Source organism: Coleofasciculus sp. B1-GNL1-01, from assembly GCF_040220235.1.
Taxonomy (GTDB): Bacteria; Cyanobacteriota; Cyanobacteriia; order Cyanobacteriales; family Coleofasciculaceae; genus Coleofasciculus.
In genome coordinates this window covers 17,752-36,237 of record NZ_JAVJTO010000053.1, presented here as the reverse complement: position 1 = coordinate 36,237, position 18,486 = coordinate 17,752, and the positions used below count along the sequence as shown (strand labels likewise).

Genomic DNA, 18,486 nt, shown 5'->3' with positions numbered 1-18,486 from the left:
GAAGTTTGCCATGTCACTTCTAGACCTCTCCCTCTCGTCATTACCGTTAGAGGCGGTAATTGATCCCTATCCCTTGAGTGTTGCACCTGAGACAACCTTGAGTGAGGTTATCCGTCTGATTGCTCAAGAAGCTGGATGTGATTGCACCACCTGTTTATCAGACACGTCTACCGAGAGTGACCATCCCTTACCGGATTGGCGTTTAATGAAGCAGGCGAGAACCAGTTGTGTTTTAGTCATGCAGGGAATGCAACTGCTTGGATTGTTGACAGAGCAAGATTTTGTCCGGTTAGCCGCGTTTGACATGAATTTAGACGCACTGACGGCGGCTGATGTGATGACTCCGCAGTTAATTACCCTCAACGCATCAGACTGTCAAGATGTAACAATCATCCTCAACTTGTTCCAGCAGCATAGTATTCATCATCTACCCATACTCAATGAGAGTGGTTATCTGTTAGGAATTGTCACCCCCCAGAGAATGCACCACCTCCTACAAATGACGGATGTAATGGGGTTACATTCTGTTGCTGAAGTGATGACAACTCAGGTGATTTGTGCGCCTCCTACAGCATCAGTGCAAAAGTTAGCTCAGTTGATGGCAACTCATGGTGTTGGTTACGTGGTGATTGTTCGACAGAGGGAACAGGGAAAAGGGGAGACGGTTACAGATTTAGACTTGTCCTATTTTTTATCGTTTAGTCAATCCCCTATTCCCATGGGGATTGTTACAGCCAACGATATTGTTCAGTTTCAAACATTACCCTTAAATTTTCAACAGCTTGATGCCCAAACGGTAATGAGTTCGCCGTGGTTTAGTATTCGCCCTGATGATTTTTTAGGTACAGCTTATCAACGGATGCAACAGTGGCACACTCAGCAATTGGTCGTCTTAGGGAATCGGGGAGAATGGCAGGGGATGATTGACCAGGACAGCTGGTTGCGGGCGATAAACCTTAATGGCAAAACGTTATCGTTTCTAAATCCAATTTTGCCCTCTATTTCTCCGGTTAACGCTGAACTGACTCCTCAAACTGATACCCAGTTGCAGTTAACACTGAGTCAGGGCGGGTTTTGTACAAACGATACCATCAATAGCGAAAAGGAAATTCCTAAACCCGCCCCTACGAACCAGGTTCCCTACGAGGGTGGCGAAGGATCAACACTCTACACTCAACACTCAACCAAAGAACACCTACTTTACAGCATATCGTCGCGAATTCGTCAATCTCTGCACCTTGAAGAAATTCTCAAAACCACCCTACAAGAAGTACGAGAATGGCTTCAAGTTGACCGGGTACTAATTTATCGATTTCACTCCGACTGGAGTGGTACAGTGATGGTGGAATCGGTGGGTGCTGCATGGGAGTCTCTGTCTGGCGTGGTTGTTCATGATCCCTGCTTTGAACAAACCAGTGTCGAGTCGTACAAAAACGGTCGTTTCCAAGCTACAGATGATATTTATACCGCTGGACTCTCCCCTTGTCATGTTGAACTTTTAGCCAGCTTAAAAGTTCGCGCCAATTTAGTGGTTCCTATCATTAAAGACGATGAATTATGGGGACTGCTGACGGCTCAACACTGTCATGCACCTAGACAGTGGCAAACGTCAGAAATTGAATTACTGCAACAGTTAGCGGTACAGGTAGGAATTGCGATTCAACAAGCTAGCCTATTTGAGCAGGTGCAAACGGAACTCATCCAACGTAAACGAGTGGAACTAGAACTGCAACAGGCGAAACAAGAACTAGAACGTCGGGTTGAGGAACGCACGGCTCAATTGCAGCAAAGTAACCAACAATTACAGCATGAAATTGCCGAACGTCAACAGGTAGAAACCCAATTGCGACAACAGTTAGCAGCGATTGAAGCCACCACAGAAGGAATTGCGATTCTTAACGCTCAGGGGGAGTATACTTATCTCAACCCCGCCCATGTTCAACTCTTTGGATATGATACCTCGGAAGCGTTGCTGGGGAAGTCTTGGCGACACCTGTATACTCCAGAGGAAATCACGCGATTTGAGCGCGATATTTTCCCCATTTTGCAGCAACAGGGGTATTGGCGCGGTGAAGCTGTGGCGCTACGTCAAAATGGGAGTACGTTTGCTGAGGAAGTGTCTCTAACGTTGACCCCAGAGGGTAATTTTATTTGTATCTGTCGCGATATTACCCAACGCCAGCAAACGGAAGCGGCGCTACGAACTAGCGAAGAACGATTTCGTTCCACCTTTGAACAGGTGACGGTGGGAATTACCCATACCGGATGGGACGATCGCTTTTTGCGGGTGAATCAAACGTTCTGTGATATCGTGGGATATACGCTGGATGAATTGTTGACAAAAACCTTTGTTGATATTACCTACCCTGATGACGTTGATGGGGATAAATACTATGTTAACCAGTTGTTAGCGGGTGAGATTAAGACATTCTCCATGGAGAAGCGCTACATTCGCAAAGACGGCTCAATTGTTTGGGTGAATCTCAGGGGTTCATTGGTGCGGAAATCTACCGGGGAATTGGACTATTTTGTCGGTGTGATCGAAGATATTAGCGATCGCAAGCGCACGGAAGCGGCGCTACAAGAGAGTGAACAACGGTTTCGCCAGCTTGCGGAGAACATTCATGAGGTGTTTTGGATTACAGATGTGGCAAAGTCCCAGATGATTTATGTTAGTCCAGCTTATCAACAGATCTGGGGTCGTAGTTGTCAAAGTATTTATGACAATCCTTTATCCTTTATCGAAACGATTCATCCAGAGGATCGAGATCGGGTAATCGCCGCGTTTACGAAACAGGCTAGGGGAGAGTATCACGAAGACTATCGGATTATTCAGCCAGGAGGTGAACAGCGTTGGATTCGCGATCGCGCCTTTCCGGTTTATGATGCGTCTGGACAGGTTTACCGGATTGTGGGAATTGCGGAAGATATCACCGAGGATAAGCAAGCTGAACAGGAAATTCGCCAAGCCTTAGCACGAGAACAGGAACTCAATGAACTCAAATCCCGGTTTATTTCTATGACCTCCCATGAGTTTCGCACGCCTTTAACCACAATCCTCAGTTCGACAGAATTATTAAAATATTATTCCTCGAAGTTCACAGAAGAGAAAAAACAGATTCATTTTGAGCGGATTCAATCGAATGTTCATCATATCACTCAGATGCTAAATGATATCCTCTTGCTGGGTAAAGCCGAAGCCGGAAAATTAGACTTTAACCCGGCTCAGATGGATGTACGACAATTTTGTCAACAGTTGGTCGAGGAGTTTCAACAGGGAATTGGTCGCCACCATTCGTTGTGCTTTACCCATCAGGGGCAATTGACACCCATTTCCCTTGATGAGAAATTACTGCGTCATATTCTGGGTAATTTATTATCAAATGCGCTGAAGTATTCCCCAATTGATCGTCCGGTTTGTCTGGAACTTACTTATCGCCGTAACGAATTAATTTTTCGCGTCAAAGACCAAGGCATCGGCATTTCTCAAACCGACCAACAACGCCTGTTTGAATCATTCCATCGTGGCACTAATGTAGGGAATATTTCCGGAACAGGCTTGGGACTATCCATTGTCAAAAAAGCGGTTGATCGGCATGGGGGTACAATTAGCGTTGAGAGCGAACTTGGTATGGGGACAACGTTTACCGTGGTTCTACCCAGTTCGGTCATTTCCGGATAACCGATTGAGGAGGGGTAAACAAGAATCGTCTCATTCTCCGTGACCAAAACATAAAAAGCTTAGAGGTAAAACTTATGAGTAAAATTTTAATTATTGAAGACGAAGAAGGGATTCGAGAGAACATTTATGAACTGTTATCAGCAGAAGAGTTTGAGGTACTTTTAGCAGAAAATGGTAAAACTGGCATCCAGTTGGCGCAACAGCAACGACCCGATTTAATTATCTGTGACATTATGATGCCAGAAGTGGATGGATATGGGGTGTTAACTCAGCTACGCCAAAATCTCTCCACTGAAGCGATTCCCTTTATTTTTCTCACTGCTAAATCAGCTAAAGCCGATCTGCGTCAGGGAATGGAATCTGGCGCCGATGATTATTTAAGTAAACCCTTTACCAGAGAGGCGTTACTGAGAGCGATCGCGGCGCGATTTGAGAAACAAGGGGTTCTGGAACGACACTCTCAAAAGAAGTTGGATGAGTTGCGCGGTCAAATCTGCCATTCCCTCCCCCATGAGTTATATACACCCTTAAATGGAATCATCGCTTCATCTAGTTTTTTTATCAATGAATACGATGATATTGACCGAGATGAAGCCCTAGAAATATTACAAGATATTCACACATCCAGTCAACGGTTATATCGGCTGACAAAGAATTTCTTACTCTATGCTGAACTGGAATTAATGGCAAATGATCCAGCACGGCTTCAGGCGCTACAGAGTCGTGAGGTTAAAAGTGAGAGTCAACCCCTAATTTTTGAGGTCGTTCATCAGAAAGCCAAACAAGTTGATCGAGAAGCAGATTTAGAGTTAAACCTGCAAGGAACAAAGATTTATATGTCGGAACCGAATCTGCGAAAATTGATTGAAGAACTGATTGATAATGCGTTTAAATTTTCGCCACCCGGAACAAGCGTTAGTATTCGCGATCGCGTCGAGCAAAATCGGGTCATTCTCACCATTACTGATCAGGGACGGGGGATGACATCGGAACAAATCGCCAATCTGGGAGCCTACATGCAGTTTGAGCGCAAACTCTATGAACAACAAGGGTCAGGATTAGGGTTAGCGATCGCCCAGCGTTTAGCTCAATTACATGGGGGAGAATTAACCATTGAAAGTAGTCCTGGCAAGGAAACAATGGTGCGTGTAAGTTTAGCTGGGGAATGAAAAAATCCCGTCCCCTTGTAGAGACATTGCATGAAACCCTTACTAGATGGGGGAGATGGGGGAGATAGGGGAGATGGGGAAGATGGGGAAGATAGGGGAGATGGGGAAGATGGGGGAGATAGGGAAGATGGAGGAAGAAGATTCCCCAATCAACAATAAACCATGAACCAATGACAAATGGCAAAGGACAGCGATACAATCATTTATCTTGGCTTTAGCTGACCCATCCGCTAATGTGATCTATCATGCAGCCCATCGGTTATTTTGCCGTTGAGCCTACTCATCCCGTTTTCTGCTTATGCAACTGTACACATCCCGGCGTCGAACCAAGATTGTAGCCACGATTGGTCCTGCTACCAGTCATCCAGAGGTACTCAGAGATCTGATTAAAGCAGGTGCGACAACATTGCGGCTCAACTTTTCCCATGGCACTCATGATGACCATCAGCGTAGCATTCGCCTGATTCGCCAAACGGCATTTGAACTAAATCAACCTGTGGGTATTCTGCAAGACTTACAGGGACCAAAAATCCGCTTAGGCAAATTTGAGAACGGTTCGATTACACTAGAACGAGGCGATCGCTTCACCTTAACCAGTGAACCCCTAATCGGGACTCAGGAGATCAGTTCCGTTACCTATCCCCCCCTCGCTGATGAAGTCCCCAACGGCGCCACGATTCTCTTGGATGATGGCAGAGTCGAAATGCAGGTCGAAGAGATTAATCGCGAGAAACGCGCCTTACATTGTCGGGTCGTTGTCGGTGGTAAACTTTCTAATAGCAAAGGTGTAAACTTCCCCGGTGTCTATCTCTCCATTCGTGCCCTCACCGATAAAGACCGCCGGGATTTGATGTTTGGCTTAGACCAAGGGGTCGATTGGGTCGCCCTTAGCTTTGTGCGTAATCCCCAGGATGTCCTGGAGATAAAAGAACTGATTACCAGCGCCGGGAAAGATGTCCCCCTTGTTGTCAAAATTGAAAAGCACGAAGCCATAGAACAAATGGACGCTATCCTCTCCCTCGCCGATGGGGTGATGGTGGCGCGGGGTGACTTAGGGGTAGAATTACCCGCTGAGGATGTGCCTATCTTACAAAAGCGGCTAATTACCACCGCCAATCGTTTGGGAATTCCAGTAATTACCGCTACCCAGATGCTGGATAGTATGGTCAATTCCCCGCGTCCCACCCGTGCAGAGATTTCCGATGTGGCGAACGCGATTCTCGATGGTACTGACGCGGTTATGCTGTCCAATGAAACCGCCGTGGGGAACTATCCCGTCGAAGCCGTATCCACGATGGCAAAAATTGCCACCCGTATCGAACAAGAGGAAATTGTGCGGAATCTAGAAGACACCCGCCGTTCAATTCCCAATGCGATATCTCAGGCGGTGGGTCAAATTGCTGAACAGTTACAAGCCTGTGCGATTATGACCCTCACCAAAACGGGTTCCACAGCACGAAATGTCTCCAAGTTTCGCCCCTCCACTCCAATTCTGGCGGTAACCCCCCATGTAGATGTGGCGCGACAATTGCAACTGGTGTGGGGAATTCGCCCCCTATTGGTGCTGGATTTACCCTCAACGGGTCAAACCTTCCAAGCCGCAATTAATGTCGCCCAAGAAAAACAGCTTGTCGCCGAGGGAGATTTGGTGGTGATGACAGCAGGGACATTGCAAGGGGTACCGGGTTCCACGGATTTAATTAAAGTGGAAGTGGTCACGGCTGTCCTGGGTCAAGGGATTGGCATTGGTAAAGGGTCAGTGAGTGGATTAGCGCGGGTGGCGTATAGTGCGGGAGAGGTGAACAACTTTAGTCCGGGTGAAATCCTGGTGGTTCCGTCAACCAGTGCGGATTTTGTCGATACCATGCGTAAAGCCTCCGGAGTGGTGACGGAGGAAGATAGTTTAACCAGTCACGCGGCGGTGATTGGAATGCGTTTGGGAGTTCCGGTGATTGTTGGCGTGAAAAATGCGACTCAGCGGATTCGGGATGGGGCGATTATCACTCTGGATACGCAGCGAGGTTTAGTCTATTCTGGGGCGATGGCGGCGAGTCCAGCTAGCAGTGGGGCGGTCATGGTTTGATTGCTGTAGGGGCGGGTTTAGGGACTTGCGTTTCGCTATTGATGATAACCTTTGTACAAAACCCGCCCTGAGATGGTGCTTCTGTGAAAATACCGCCTTCGAGTTAACATCGGTGGGTTACGGCAGATAGTTCATTGAAGGGCTATCGCTTCTGTGAAAATACCGCCTAACCCACCCTACTCATCCACAATTCAAGGCTATCGCTTTGTTTGATAAACTTGTACCGGTCGATCAATTCCTTTAAATCGATACTCGCCCATTTGCTGCAATCCTTGCTTGTTTGTCAGTAAAGCATAAGCATCTTCACTGATCACACATTCTCCAGGTGGGCAAATGGCTTCCATTCGAGCCGCCAAATTAATGGTTGCGCCTAAGGCAGTATATTCGACCCGTTGAGAACTCCCGACATCTCCCACTACGGCTTTTCCACTATTCACAGCAATCCGTAATTGTATGGGTTCGAGTAATAATCCATTCGTATTTAGTCTATCTAAACGATTCAGCATTCCCTTCGCTGTCGCCAAGGCGCGGTCAGCATGATCCGGTTGAGATTCAGGAGCGCCAAAAAATGCCATAATGCAATCGCCAATATATTTATCGAGGGTGCCATTAAAGGCAAAGAGTTCTTGTAGCATCTCCTCAAATAAACTATTGAGTAATTGAGCAATCTGGACTGGACTTAAGCGTTCTGAGAGGGCTGTAAAGCCGACAATATCGGCAAATAGGATACTGATTTCGCTTTCAGCGGCGGGTAAACGACCATCGGGTAAGGTACGATAGGCAATCAGTTGCTGAACCACGGCGGGGGAGTGATAGCGTTCTAGCCGTTGGCGAATCATTTCTTCGCTGGTGAGTTTCTGGGTCAAGAGCCAGCGTTGTACACTGGATGCCACGAGGTTGGCTAGAGTGGAAAAAAAGCTGAGGTCTTCTTCGCCTTCTTGCGTCCAATGGGTTGATGAGTGATGGGCGTCGGCATAGAGTACCCCAACTACCTTATTTTCATCCCAAAGGGGAACCGCGATCGCACTGCGAATTCCTTTGTACAGGATACTGACTTCTCCCTCAAAACGTTGGTCAGCTTGAGCATCGGCGGTTTGAATCGCGACTTTTTCGGTAAAGACTTTTTGACAGATACTCCGACTAATCCAATGACTGGACTCGGCTAAACTTTGCTGCTGATTGATGTTTCTGGATGCCGCATTGAGTAATTCGAGTTGCCTTGTACCCGTTACATCCACCAATAAAGCAATCCGTTCGATGCTTTCGAGATAGCGAAAGACCACATCCTTGACCCGTGAGAAAATGGCTTCGATGGATTCAGCCCCACTTAAACCCTTGGCTATCTCGACCAAATCCTTCAGCCGAGCAATGGTTGTGTCCTTAACGCTAAGTTCATCCCCTTTATCTTTGGCTTGTATCCATTGCTGTTGCAATTCTTTGACACTGCGAAGGATGGTGGCTTCTGCGGGTATCTGTTCGACGGGGACTGTGTTGGTTCGTGGAGACGGAGTTGCTAAAACAACCACAAGGCTGACATCCCCCAACCAAATCACATCGCCGTTTTTCACCAGTTGCGGCGAGGTAATCTGACGTTCGTTCAGTAGCGTCCCGTTTTTGCTCCCCATATCCTTAATCATCCAGTTGTCGGTTGCCGTTTTCAACAGCCGAGCATGATATCGGGATACTCCCTCGTAGGGCAAGGTTAGGTCGCACTCGGGTAAGCGACCAATAGTAAATACATCCTGATTTACTGTCACCGTTTTTTCGGTTTTTCCTTGGTGCAGGCGCAGTTTGAGTTCAGCCATACCTAGATACGTCCTGGAAGCGAATATGGGGCGAAAAACGTTTTTTTATAATCTCTCATCCCGTAGATTAATCTTAGTGCATTGATTTAGAAACACCTGTGAGGGGTGATCAAGCCGTCATACATCAGGAGGGACGCTCCCACAGAACCTCTGTATCCTGTCATAAAATGTAGTATTTTCTCGCATCAGTGACTTTTTTTGGATAGAGACGTACCATTTTCTGTCTTTTCAGCATACATTCAAATCCCCGTTCCGATCGCATGAGATAAAACCCTGCAATCCGGATTACACAGCTTCTACCTGAAAAGCTGATTAGGCGCAACGTTTACGTCCGGACAACATTCAACATTATAATGATAGGCGCATTACTAGACCAACGTTACCAAGTGGTTCAGGTTCTAGGGCAAGGTGGATTTGGTCATACTTATCTAGCACAAGACACCCACCGACCTGGCAACCCGACTTGTGTGGTTAAACATCTCAAACCTGCCACCAGCGAACCTGACTTTCTGCAAACTGCCAGACGCCTGTTTAATGGAGAAGCTGAAACCCTGGAAAAGCTTGGTACTCATGACCAGATTCCCCGGTTGTTAGCTTACTTTGAGGATAACCAAGAGTTTTACCTAGTCCAGGATTTCATTGCCGGACATCCCCTGAGTGTAGAACTGCAACCGGGTCAACGTTGGCAGGAAGACCAGGTGATTCAACTGTTACAAGAAGTTTTATCCATCCTGGAATTCGTCCATAGTAATCATGTTATCCATCGAGATATCAAACCGGATAATTTAATCCGCCACGCGATAGATAATAAGCTGGTTCTGGTTGACTTTGGCGCGGTGAAGCAAGTGCAAATGCCATCGATCATGGCTCAAGCCGCCGTCAGTGATACTGTGGGTATTGGTACGCCCGGTTATATGCCGAGTGAACAGGGACAAGGTAGACCCCGCCCCAACAGTGATATTTATGCGTTAGGCATGATTGCTATCCAAGCGCTGACGGGGTTAAGTCCAACTCAGTTGGTTGAAGATCAAGAGACGGGGGAGATCATCTGGCAACAATATGCTGAAGTTAGTCCAGGGTTAGCCATTATCGTGACGAAGATGGTGCGTCACTATTTTAAGTATCGCTATCAGTCGGCAACTGAGGCGCTGCAAGCACTCCAGGCACTCACCCATCCTCACGCCCCCCAAAATTGGGCAGTCTTGGTGAACCATAAAGGACGTTTTTATCTGACTGAAACGTTTCGTTTTCTAGGGAAACTGGCAAAACCTTCCCTGAACGCATCCCATCACGCTAATCCTACTCCTACTGCTCCGCCATCCACCATCCCAGCACCTCGATCTGCGAATTCCGACCAGAAGACAGTAACCGTTGCTCCGGTGAATCATTCCCCATCGCCTGTCAGTTCCTCGTCTTCCCAAAGTCCTATTGCTGACTCGCCTCGCACCGTATCCATATTAATTGGGGTAGGCGCTTTTGCCCTAGGCGCGATCGCGATTTCGGGGATTAACCGATTATCAACATCGCCAACGACGCCGCAAAACAATGTAGAACTCACCCAGAATCAACTTCAATCTGAAGCCACAAATCCACCTTTACCAAAACCGCCAACCCATCTCCCTAAATCTGAATCTGAAACCCATCCACCTGAACCTGAACCCGCCCAGAGTTGCGTCATTGTTACCACACCCACCAATTTACGCTCGTTGTCTGGACGCAAGAAAACGGGGACGGTTTTCCCAAAAGATACTCAACTTACTCTGACTGGAAAAGAAGAAGACGGTTGGATAGAAATTAGTGAACCTGAGCCAGGTTGGATCTGGAAGCGTCGAACCAAAAATACTTGTCCAGCCAATTAAGCTGTTTTTAGGGTTAATTTACTTATTTTATTATTTCTCTGGAGAATTTGTCTGGGTAATAAACGCTCCATAATAACTGCTGAAGCGCCAAAATTGTATTAGAGGAGCCATTATAAATTTATTAATTTTTTCTAAAATATAGTGTTGAATTGCTTCAAGTCTTAAAGAACTCGTAGCCGTCATGTCAATCGGTGTGAATACTTTCATGATTGAGTCTCCGAGATTTGCTGAAGAGAGCTGACAAGATTTTTGCATCCCTGGCGGGTTGTTGCTCTGGGCGTGCCAGACGTGAGGAATCAGGGACAGAGCGCATGATCAAAACCCCCTTTATTGTATTTTAGGTTAAATTCGTTACTTTTTTTCCTCAATCCATCGGCTAAAGGCGACGCGATCGCGTCTCTATCGCTAGTCTCCATGATTTGTGAAAACAGATAGAGACGGAAAAGCCTGTCCAGTAAGGATTTTCACGGACTTGGTCAGAGGGGGTATTGGGTCATATCAAGTCCGGTCAGTACCTAGACATAAATACTGTCCGTTGTGTTAAGAAATGTTAAAAAGCGTCAAATCCTTACCGTTCGCTATTTCCTGTACCCTTGTCCTCATGCTCACAAAGGACAGGGCAATTAAGTCTTCGTGCTGATTTTTTCCGTAAAATGGCGGATGCCTCTTGAGTCGAAAAAGGATAGGTTTATTATTTAATCGTTGAAATATCAGTAATTTTACGTAAATAGATCGGTGGGAATCGGGAGTATTTTATGGTAAGAGATAAATGCACTTAAGTAAGGGTATCAATAGGTATTGTGGAAAATACCTAAATCTTTATCCTGGCTTTATGGGAATTTCAGAAAACCTGTTAGATAATGGTCTATAAGTCGAGGCGGATCTTGCATTGTGTTTAAATTTACGATTGTCATCACCACCTACAACCGTTTGTCTCTGCTGAAACGAGCCGTTGAATCAGCATTGGCACAAACGTTACCCTGTGAAGTGATTGTTGCTGACGATGGTTCCTCTGATGGTACAGAGGCATACATCCGTAGTTTAGGCGATCGCGTGGTTTATCACCGCAATCCCGTTAACTTGGGACATTGCGCCACGATGAACGCCGCCGTTAAGCTAGCGCAAGGGGATTGGATTAAACCCATTGACGATGATGACTATCTTGCCTCTAATTGTATTGAGGAATTAACTAAGGCGATCGCCAGATACCCCCAAGCCGTTCTCTGTTCTAGTCAAGCGATACAAGTTAACGAGAATGGTAGAGAAGTATCACGTACCCAACCAATCAGCGATCGCAACATCAATTATGTGCCTCAGACTGAGGTTCATTATCGGATGCTTTTAGAGCAACTTCCCTTTGGGACACCTGTACAAGTTGCCTTTCGCAAAGATGCCTTTGTCAAATCGGGGGGATGGGATTCCAGCTTTGAAGTGAACTATGATGATATTGACTCGTGGGTGAAAATTGCCCAATATGGAGATGCCATCTTAGTCAATCAGCATTTAGCCTACCGGACGTTATGGCATCAAGGGAATCATCTCAAGTTTTCCCTCCAACAGCGTCTGCAAAAGCATATCTCGATTAAAGAAAAAATTTATAAATTTGTCCATCCCAAGTATCGTGATTCTCTGCCCTCGTTGCAAGATATTCAGGATTTTTTGACATTGTACTGGAGTTTAGTGGGCTTCAAGCAAGGGAAATTTGATCAGGCGCTTTCCCTGTTATTTCCCGCTTTGTTTTCTCGGAAAGGTTGGCAACTCTTAACTCAAGTTATTTACGCTCGCAAATTCTATCCCACGTCCCAGCAAGATTGCCAAGAACCCAGACCCAAGCCGATGCCTTTATTCTCTGAAATATAGAGACGTTGGCTGCAACGTCTCTACATGATTACTTACTCTCCTCTTTGGTTTTAGAGTTTGCCTGAGATTTCTTGAATTGCTTATGAGCGAACCAACCGAGTCCCAACAATCCAAATGCGGCGGACGAACCCGGTTCAGGAACCGACTGGGGTTCTGAATCTAGAGCTTCTAGTGCATCGTCGGCGAGTTGTGCATGGGCAACTGTGGTTGGGTGAATACCATCCCAGAACAAATACTCATCTGGGTTATCACAGACTTCAAACTCTTGTGTTCCATCTAATTTACCGTCATCCTTGAGGGGATGAATGCAAGGGTCGGTGACATTAGTGAAACCCTTGGCTTCTGGATTGGCGATGGTTTGATTCAGGAGCGAAAAAGCATCAAGCTGTGCAATATTGATGTTATCCAATTGGCTCAAGCTAGCTAGACTTGTGTCTAATAGAGTGTTATGGGTTTGAGATAAGAATGTCAGGGTATTGGATACATCCTCGCCAGCATCAAGTGCGCGAGGGGTTTTACCCAAATCTGGCAAGTTCGGGACAAGGAAATTACGCGCTCCTAAATCATAGAGTGTTTGTACCGCTTCGGCTAAATTTCCTACTGTTTCCATCGGGTCAGGGTCAGACACAAGCTGGTAATCGTTAGGACCTCCCCATACAATATAGAGTGCGTCCTCATTGGCTTGTTGATCCGCTACCGCTAGATCATCTTCAAACCAATCAACCTGAGTTAATATTCCCGGTATCAGTTCACCCAACTCACCAACCCCTTGGCTTCCAGTTTGCGCCGCACCGAAGGCGAAGTTCACGCTGTTGGTAGCTGTCGCACCATTAAAGAAGGGGCTAACTTGAGGTTGACCGTTAATGATTGTGATGGGAGAAGGGATAGGCAAATCGGGAGACAGCACAGATAATTCCGTAGAAGGTGTGAGATCTATGTCCAAAGCCTGTGCTAAATAATCGCTCCAAACTAAATCATTAGAAAACCGTCCCTCCTCGTCGTAGGGAGGAACAGGAGGTTCAACGGGCGGTATTTCAGTACCAGGAGGTATTTGTTCAGGCGGTAGGTTATTGGCAGCTGTTGTGGCATTGAAAATATTACCCGGATCTGAGAGACTATCACCAAAGACATACATTTTGCTGAATGTAGCCGCTAAAGTCTCTGTGGGCAACATGAAGGAAAATACAGTAAATCCTAGAGCAAAAATTGGTTTTTTCATGAGAGGTCTTAACCGTTGTGTCTAATTTGAACAATGAGGATGTGGCATAGACTCCTGGGGAAACCGAGGGATTGTCTGTGCCTCAATTGGTTTGTATGCAGATGATTTTGATGAATCTTGATGCGGTTATAACCAACCCAGCCTACCCACCATTTGGTCTGGGATTGTTATAGTAGAGAGTGATATCGATAAAAGGTACAAGGGTGATAAAGCATAAGCATCACCCAGTTGTACTAAAAATCCTATACCCGTACTTTGGACAAAATACCGACTATGAGCAAAAGTTTCAAGAGCAAAACTTTCAAGAGCAAAACTTTCAAATCAGTTTTCAACTTTACTCCTAAAACGCAAATGTTGCAGCGCTTGTTTAAATAAATGCATAATTCTTCACTAACAAACACCCTGCTTAAACTAACTACATATTACATTAGCTTAACAAAGCTGTAAAGGCAACACAACTGTCAAAAATAAATGTGGAAAAACATATAATAGTAATAATAATTTTAATTTTCGTCAACCCCCGATCAGGTGATGACATTTAAATATCCGGACATAGCCACGCAAGCCATCTCCAGAATCTTATCGGAAAAGCGTTCCGCCTATCATCGAAATGCGGCGATCTTGGACGTACAAGAACCCATTACCAGTGCGCCGCCAGAGGTACGTCGGATTATAGAGAGAGTGTTACAAGCCGAAAAAGATAAACTTTATATGAAGACCCCCCGCCATATCAATGATGACATCTTGAGAATTGTCAAGGAAGAAGTGCAATGAAGCTGAGGTCAATCCGGCTGTGCAATTTTCGCCAGTTTTATGGAAAGACACCCGAAATAACTCTGGCAACAGGCGATCGCAATACAACGGTGATTCATGGTAACAATGGTGCTGGAAAGACGACGCTATTAAATGGCTTCACTTGGGTACTGTACGAGAAATTCACGGCGGCGTTCGCGTCTCAAGAACAATTGGTGAATAAACGGGCAATTAGTGAAGCAGCTTGGAAAGAGTCGGTAGAATGTTGGGTGGAAATTGGGTTTGAGCATCAGAATAAACGCTATCAGGCAAAGCGACTCTGCCGCGCCTACAAGACAGAAGCAGGTGTGGAACAGGGGAAAAGTGAGTTATATTTGCAAATTGCCGATGATGATGGTCGCTGGCTGCTACCGCAACAATTGCCAGAAGATATCATTGGGCGTATCTTACCTGCAAGCTTACATCAATACTTCTTCTTTGATGGAGAACGCATCGAGAAAATTGCCCGATCTGATAAGAAAGCCGACATTGCTGAAGCGACGAAGACATTGCTCGGCGTTGAGGTGTTAAATCGCTCAATTAAGCATCTCAAGGAAGCCAGAAAAACCTTGGAAGCTGAGTTATCGTTAATCGGCGATTCGCAAACCAAAAAACTACTCAAAGAGCAAAAGCAACTGGAACAAAAAAGTCACACCCTGGCAAATCGCCAAGTTGAAATTGAACAGGAATTAGCCCACCATGATGAAGTCAAGCAAACCTTGAGTAGTCGCTTATTAGAACTCGGTGGCGCTCAAGAGTTGCAACAGCTACGGGATGAACTGGAAGCCCAACAAACATTACATCGAGAGCAGCTTAAACAGGCAAAAGATAACCTTAAACGCGCCCTGTCTACACGTAGCTATACTGTATTATTATCCCCAGTAATCACAGCGTTTCAGTCCATTGTCGAAGACTTGCGATCGCGTGGCGAACTTCCGGTTGGGATTAAACAGCAATTTGTCCAAGATTTACTGCATAGTCAGCATTGTATCTGTGGCACTCAATTACAGGAAGGAACCCCAGCCTATCAACAGGTTGCCGCTTGGATGGATAAAGCGGGATTAGCTGATGTGGAAGAAACCGCGATTCGCTTAGGGGTACAGGTTGGTGAAATTGAACGGCAAATCCCCGATTTTTGGGCAGAGGTGGATCAGCAACAGATCATTCTCTCTCAAGAACGAGCGGAACTCTCTCGCATTGAAACTCAATTGGATGATATTAGGAAGAAGCTGATCACGTTTCCGGATGAGGATATCAGTAAACTGCAACAACGCTTAGATGAAATTGATACAACCCTGCGGGATTTAACTTTAGAAAAGGGCGCAAATCAGCAGCAAATTGAACGATTGGCGACAGATATCCAAGCCATCGTCAAGCAAATCTCCAAGCATCAAATGAATGAGGCAAAGCAGGCTTTGGCACAGCGGCGGATTGCGGCAACTCAGGACGCGATTGAACGATTGATTGAAGTTAGAACTCGACTAGATAATCAGTTTCGCACGTCTTTAGAACGGCGAGTTCAGGAGATTTTTACAGGTATTTCGTTTACCCCCTATCTGCCTAAACTGAATCAGAACTATGAATTAATCTTAGTGGAAAAAACCTCTGGAAATGAAGAACTTGTGGCGGCGTCTACGGGAGAGAACCAAATTCTCAGCCTTTCATTTATTGGCGGAATTATTGATCGGGTGCGGGATTGGATTCAAGAACAGGCGCTGATGGGACCCGATAGCAGTACATTTCCCATTGTTATGGATTCACCCTTTGGTAGTTTAGATGAAATTTACCGCCGCCAAATTGCCCAAACCCTGCCCACGTTAGCCAATCAGTTAGTTGTGTTAGTCACCAAAACACAATGGCGAGGAGAAGTGGCGCAAGAGATGGAACCCTATATTGGGCGAGAATATGTCCTGGTTTACAATTCACCGAAACCAGAGTGCGATCGCGATCGCATGGAACTGGGAGGTGTTTATTATGATTTAGTTAAACCCAGTCCGAATGAGTTTGAATATACAGAAATTGTGGAAGTGGAGTATGTGTTTTAGGGTCATTTGCCATTTGTCATTTGTCATTTGTCATTTGTCATTTGTCATTTGTCATTTGTTAGAGAACATTGTAGGGGCGGGTTTAGCCGTTTAATTTGGGTATCTACCAATAATCTTTCAACAAAACCCGCCCTTTGTCAAAAGAGGGGATATTCACTACATTAGGTTACAGTTTTTCCGGAAGACTCCCATCGATTTCGATTACTGGATCGGTGTTCTAGGAAAACAACCCGCTTAAAAGTCGCCTAGCTAATCGCTTTGATCGGGGTTTTGAGGAGAGAAATCCAGCCATAATTCGCCGCATCATCCAGCGCCGGGCTGTGGGATGCAATAAATAAAATAGGCGTCGAAAACCAATATAAAATAACCCCACCATTATTAAAACAGCGATTAGCATCCAAGGGCTATTCAGGAAAACTGGGATAAAGGGAATAACTAGCAGCATAGCAATCAGCAACGCCAATCCCAAAGCTAGTCCATTGATTAACCGAGTTAACGGCAGAAATGAACCAAAACGCAACTGATGCATGATTTGTTCAATTAACCAATAATGCGCCGCTGAAATCTGATGGGAAAACTTGGGACGTTCTAGACAATTGCGCTGGATTTGATGCATAATATCACCATCCATACCAATCACACTTCGCATTAGCGCCTCTTGGGAGTTTCCGCGCTGATAGTAGGTACAAAAGCTGAGTCCCGATTGCCAACGGTTTTCGTCATCAATGAGAGCGAAATATCGCAAATCTGTGAGCAATTGGCGGGAAAGCTTCAGCGAATTCCCCATCTGTTGAGCCTGTTGAATGTGTTGTAAACTCTCTTTATCTAACGTGAAGCGAATTCCGTGAAACAGAACCTGAGAGCGAGAAATGCGTTCTACCTCGATTTGGATACAAGAGGCGATCGCTAAATTCTGACGTGGAGAAAGCAGGTGAGACGGCGATGCTAAACGAGGATGCTGATTCATAAACGTCAAACCCTGTTTCCTTTTCCCTGCGTGCAGCGCTATACCTTATGACTTATGTAGTGTAGCTTTGATTAGACCAATAATAAACTCCAACAGTCCGCGCCATTGGCGTTCACTGGCGATGACTCCTTCTCGGTGAATTTGCAGAATGACTTCTTTCTGGGGATGGTGAAACAGGGATTGATCATAACGGTTGATCACATCGCCATCGAGTTGAATCACGGTTTGAGCGCAAATCGTATCCGTGGCGATCATCCGTTGAATCATCTCAACTTGATCGGGTTGTTGAGAGACTAAACGTAGTACCGTCTGATTCCGATCATCCAAAGCGGTTTTGAGTTCCGCCAGTTTACGCAACCCGCGTAAAAAACGACAGTTCCCTAACAGGCGTTGAATAGCAACAATTGTTTCTGGACTTTTTAGATCCAGAGGATTGGGGAGACGAGTGGGAGTACGCTCAAAGTCATGGGCGAAACTGGAGTTATCCTGCTCATACACCGTCGGATCATGAAGTTCCGAGGTTGGATCATTCAACAGCCCTCGATACTCCCGTTCTAGACTGGTACGTAACTCCAGGTAGCGATCGCGTAATGATTCGTGGATACCTTGTTGTTCTAGATACCCTGGCGAAATCGGATAAATATCCCGGTAGGCTTCCCAGGCAATAAACTTATGACCACTAATATGATCTACCACGATCGTATTCACTTCTAGCGCTGTGAAGTCGATCAGTGTGTCACCCAACGACTGCAAGAAGTGATTGATGTTTCGATTCACACCCGAATTATTGCCTCGGGTTTTAGAGGCGGGTACATCTGAATGCTCTTGTCGATTGCGATTGGTCATCAACCCACACCTTTTTAGAACACCTGTTCAGTCATCCAATCATCTACCGAAATTTCCCCAAAATGGAAACCTTCGTGACTCAACATTCAATTGTATCGCTCTACGCCGTCGGAATCTCTCCCCCCGCTCCCAGACGTGCCATGGCACGTCTCTACATTG

Annotated in this window: 13 protein-coding genes; 8 read left to right on the top strand and 5 right to left on the bottom strand. The window is 45.9% G+C overall.

The window, feature by feature from the left end:
* Nucleotides 1–10: 10 nt before the first annotated feature.
* The 4 genes from RID53_RS13620 to pyk all read left to right on the top strand — a co-directional run bounded on the left by RID53_RS13620 (nt 11) and on the right by pyk (nt 6,934).
* Nucleotides 11–3,682, top strand: coding sequence for a PAS domain S-box protein (locus RID53_RS13620; RefSeq protein ID WP_446388615.1), 3,672 nt, complete (start codon nt 11–13; stop codon nt 3,680–3,682).
* Nucleotides 3,683–3,756: 74 nt separating this feature from the next.
* Entirely contained in the window at nt 3,757–4,851 is a 1,095-nt protein-coding gene (locus RID53_RS13615; protein WP_446388614.1) for a hybrid sensor histidine kinase/response regulator, read from the top strand.
* 30 nt (nt 4,852–4,881) lie between these two features.
* Nucleotides 4,882–5,010: a hypothetical protein gene (locus RID53_RS13610; protein ID WP_446388613.1), complete on the top strand. Its 129-nt coding sequence runs from the start codon at nt 4,882–4,884 to the stop codon at nt 5,008–5,010.
* 139 nt (nt 5,011–5,149) lie between these two features.
* Nucleotides 5,150–6,934: a pyruvate kinase gene (pyk, locus tag RID53_RS13605; RefSeq protein ID WP_446388612.1), complete on the top strand. Its 1,785-nt coding sequence runs from the start codon at nt 5,150–5,152 to the stop codon at nt 6,932–6,934.
* A gap of 197 nt (nt 6,935–7,131) precedes the next feature.
* Here pyk and RID53_RS13600 read toward each other — a convergent pair whose 3' ends face one another.
* The gene (locus RID53_RS13600) at nt 7,132–8,739 is read right to left on the bottom strand and encodes an adenylate/guanylate cyclase domain-containing protein (protein WP_446388611.1); all 1,608 of its coding nucleotides are present in this window, start codon (nt 8,737–8,739) and stop codon (nt 7,132–7,134) included.
* A gap of 353 nt (nt 8,740–9,092) precedes the next feature.
* Here RID53_RS13600 and RID53_RS13595 point away from each other — a divergent pair, with 353 nt between their 5' ends.
* Nucleotides 9,093–10,598, top strand: coding sequence for a protein kinase domain-containing protein (locus RID53_RS13595; RefSeq protein WP_446388610.1), 1,506 nt, complete (start codon nt 9,093–9,095; stop codon nt 10,596–10,598).
* A 30-nt stretch (nt 10,599–10,628) separates the two neighbouring features.
* Here RID53_RS13595 and RID53_RS13590 read toward each other — a convergent pair whose 3' ends face one another.
* Entirely contained in the window at nt 10,629–10,805 is a 177-nt protein-coding gene (locus tag RID53_RS13590; RefSeq protein WP_446388609.1) for a hypothetical protein, read from the bottom strand.
* Between the two features lie 684 nt (nt 10,806–11,489).
* Between RID53_RS13590 and RID53_RS13585 the strand changes: the two genes are divergently transcribed.
* The gene (locus RID53_RS13585) at nt 11,490–12,458 is read left to right on the top strand and encodes a glycosyltransferase family 2 protein (RefSeq protein WP_446388608.1); all 969 of its coding nucleotides are present in this window, start codon (nt 11,490–11,492) and stop codon (nt 12,456–12,458) included.
* Nucleotides 12,459–12,486: 28 nt separating this feature from the next.
* On the opposite strand, the gene RID53_RS13580 is transcribed toward RID53_RS13585, so the two are convergent.
* Nucleotides 12,487–13,677 carry an SGNH/GDSL hydrolase family protein gene (locus RID53_RS13580; RefSeq protein ID WP_446388607.1) on the bottom strand — a complete coding sequence of 397 codons (1,191 nt, stop codon included), beginning with the start codon at nt 13,675–13,677 and terminating at the stop codon, nt 12,487–12,489.
* 531 nt (nt 13,678–14,208) lie between these two features.
* On the opposite strand from RID53_RS13580, the gene RID53_RS13575 reads away from it, so the two are divergent.
* Together RID53_RS13575 and RID53_RS13570 are read left to right on the top strand one after the other, a co-directional pair.
* Nucleotides 14,209–14,451, top strand: a complete 243-nt coding sequence (locus RID53_RS13575) for a hypothetical protein (protein WP_446388606.1) — start codon at nt 14,209–14,211, stop codon at nt 14,449–14,451.
* Complete coding sequence (locus RID53_RS13570; RefSeq protein WP_446388605.1) at nt 14,448–16,514, top strand: AAA family ATPase; 2,067 nt, start codon at nt 14,448–14,450, stop codon at nt 16,512–16,514. The genes RID53_RS13575 and RID53_RS13570 overlap by 4 nt, the downstream gene beginning before the upstream one ends.
* A gap of 217 nt (nt 16,515–16,731) precedes the next feature.
* Here RID53_RS13570 and RID53_RS13565 read toward each other — a convergent pair whose 3' ends face one another.
* Nucleotides 16,732–17,481: a hypothetical protein gene (locus RID53_RS13565; RefSeq protein WP_446388604.1), complete on the bottom strand. Its 750-nt coding sequence runs from the start codon at nt 17,479–17,481 to the stop codon at nt 16,732–16,734.
* A 45-nt stretch (nt 17,482–17,526) separates the two neighbouring features.
* Nucleotides 17,527–18,327, bottom strand: a complete 801-nt coding sequence (locus tag RID53_RS13560) for a hypothetical protein (RefSeq protein ID WP_446388603.1) — start codon at nt 18,325–18,327, stop codon at nt 17,527–17,529.
* Nucleotides 18,328–18,486: the final 159 nt, after the last annotated feature.

What these genes read in the sequence shown, in the direction of transcription:
- RID53_RS13620 (WP_446388615.1), top strand. Translation starts at nt 11, where the DNA reads ATGTCACTTCTAGACCTCTCCCTCTCGTCATTACCGTTAGAGGCGGTA.
- RID53_RS13615 (WP_446388614.1), top strand. Translation starts at nt 3,757, where the DNA reads ATGAGTAAAATTTTAATTATTGAAGACGAAGAAGGGATTCGAGAGAAC.
- RID53_RS13610 (WP_446388613.1), top strand. Translation starts at nt 4,882, where the DNA reads ATGAAACCCTTACTAGATGGGGGAGATGGGGGAGATAGGGGAGATGGG.
- pyk (WP_446388612.1), top strand. Translation starts at nt 5,150, where the DNA reads ATGCAACTGTACACATCCCGGCGTCGAACCAAGATTGTAGCCACGATT.
- RID53_RS13600 (WP_446388611.1), bottom strand. Translation starts at nt 8,739, where the DNA reads ATGGCTGAACTCAAACTGCGCCTGCACCAAGGAAAAACCGAAAAAACG.
- RID53_RS13595 (WP_446388610.1), top strand. Translation starts at nt 9,093, where the DNA reads ATGATAGGCGCATTACTAGACCAACGTTACCAAGTGGTTCAGGTTCTA.
- RID53_RS13590 (WP_446388609.1), bottom strand. Translation starts at nt 10,805, where the DNA reads ATGAAAGTATTCACACCGATTGACATGACGGCTACGAGTTCTTTAAGA.
- RID53_RS13580 (WP_446388607.1), bottom strand. Translation starts at nt 13,677, where the DNA reads ATGAAAAAACCAATTTTTGCTCTAGGATTTACTGTATTTTCCTTCATG.
- RID53_RS13575 (WP_446388606.1), top strand. Translation starts at nt 14,209, where the DNA reads ATGACATTTAAATATCCGGACATAGCCACGCAAGCCATCTCCAGAATC.
- RID53_RS13570 (WP_446388605.1), top strand. Translation starts at nt 14,448, where the DNA reads ATGAAGCTGAGGTCAATCCGGCTGTGCAATTTTCGCCAGTTTTATGGA.
- RID53_RS13565 (WP_446388604.1), bottom strand. Translation starts at nt 17,481, where the DNA reads ATGAATCAGCATCCTCGTTTAGCATCGCCGTCTCACCTGCTTTCTCCA.
- RID53_RS13560 (WP_446388603.1), bottom strand. Translation starts at nt 18,327, where the DNA reads ATGACCAATCGCAATCGACAAGAGCATTCAGATGTACCCGCCTCTAAA.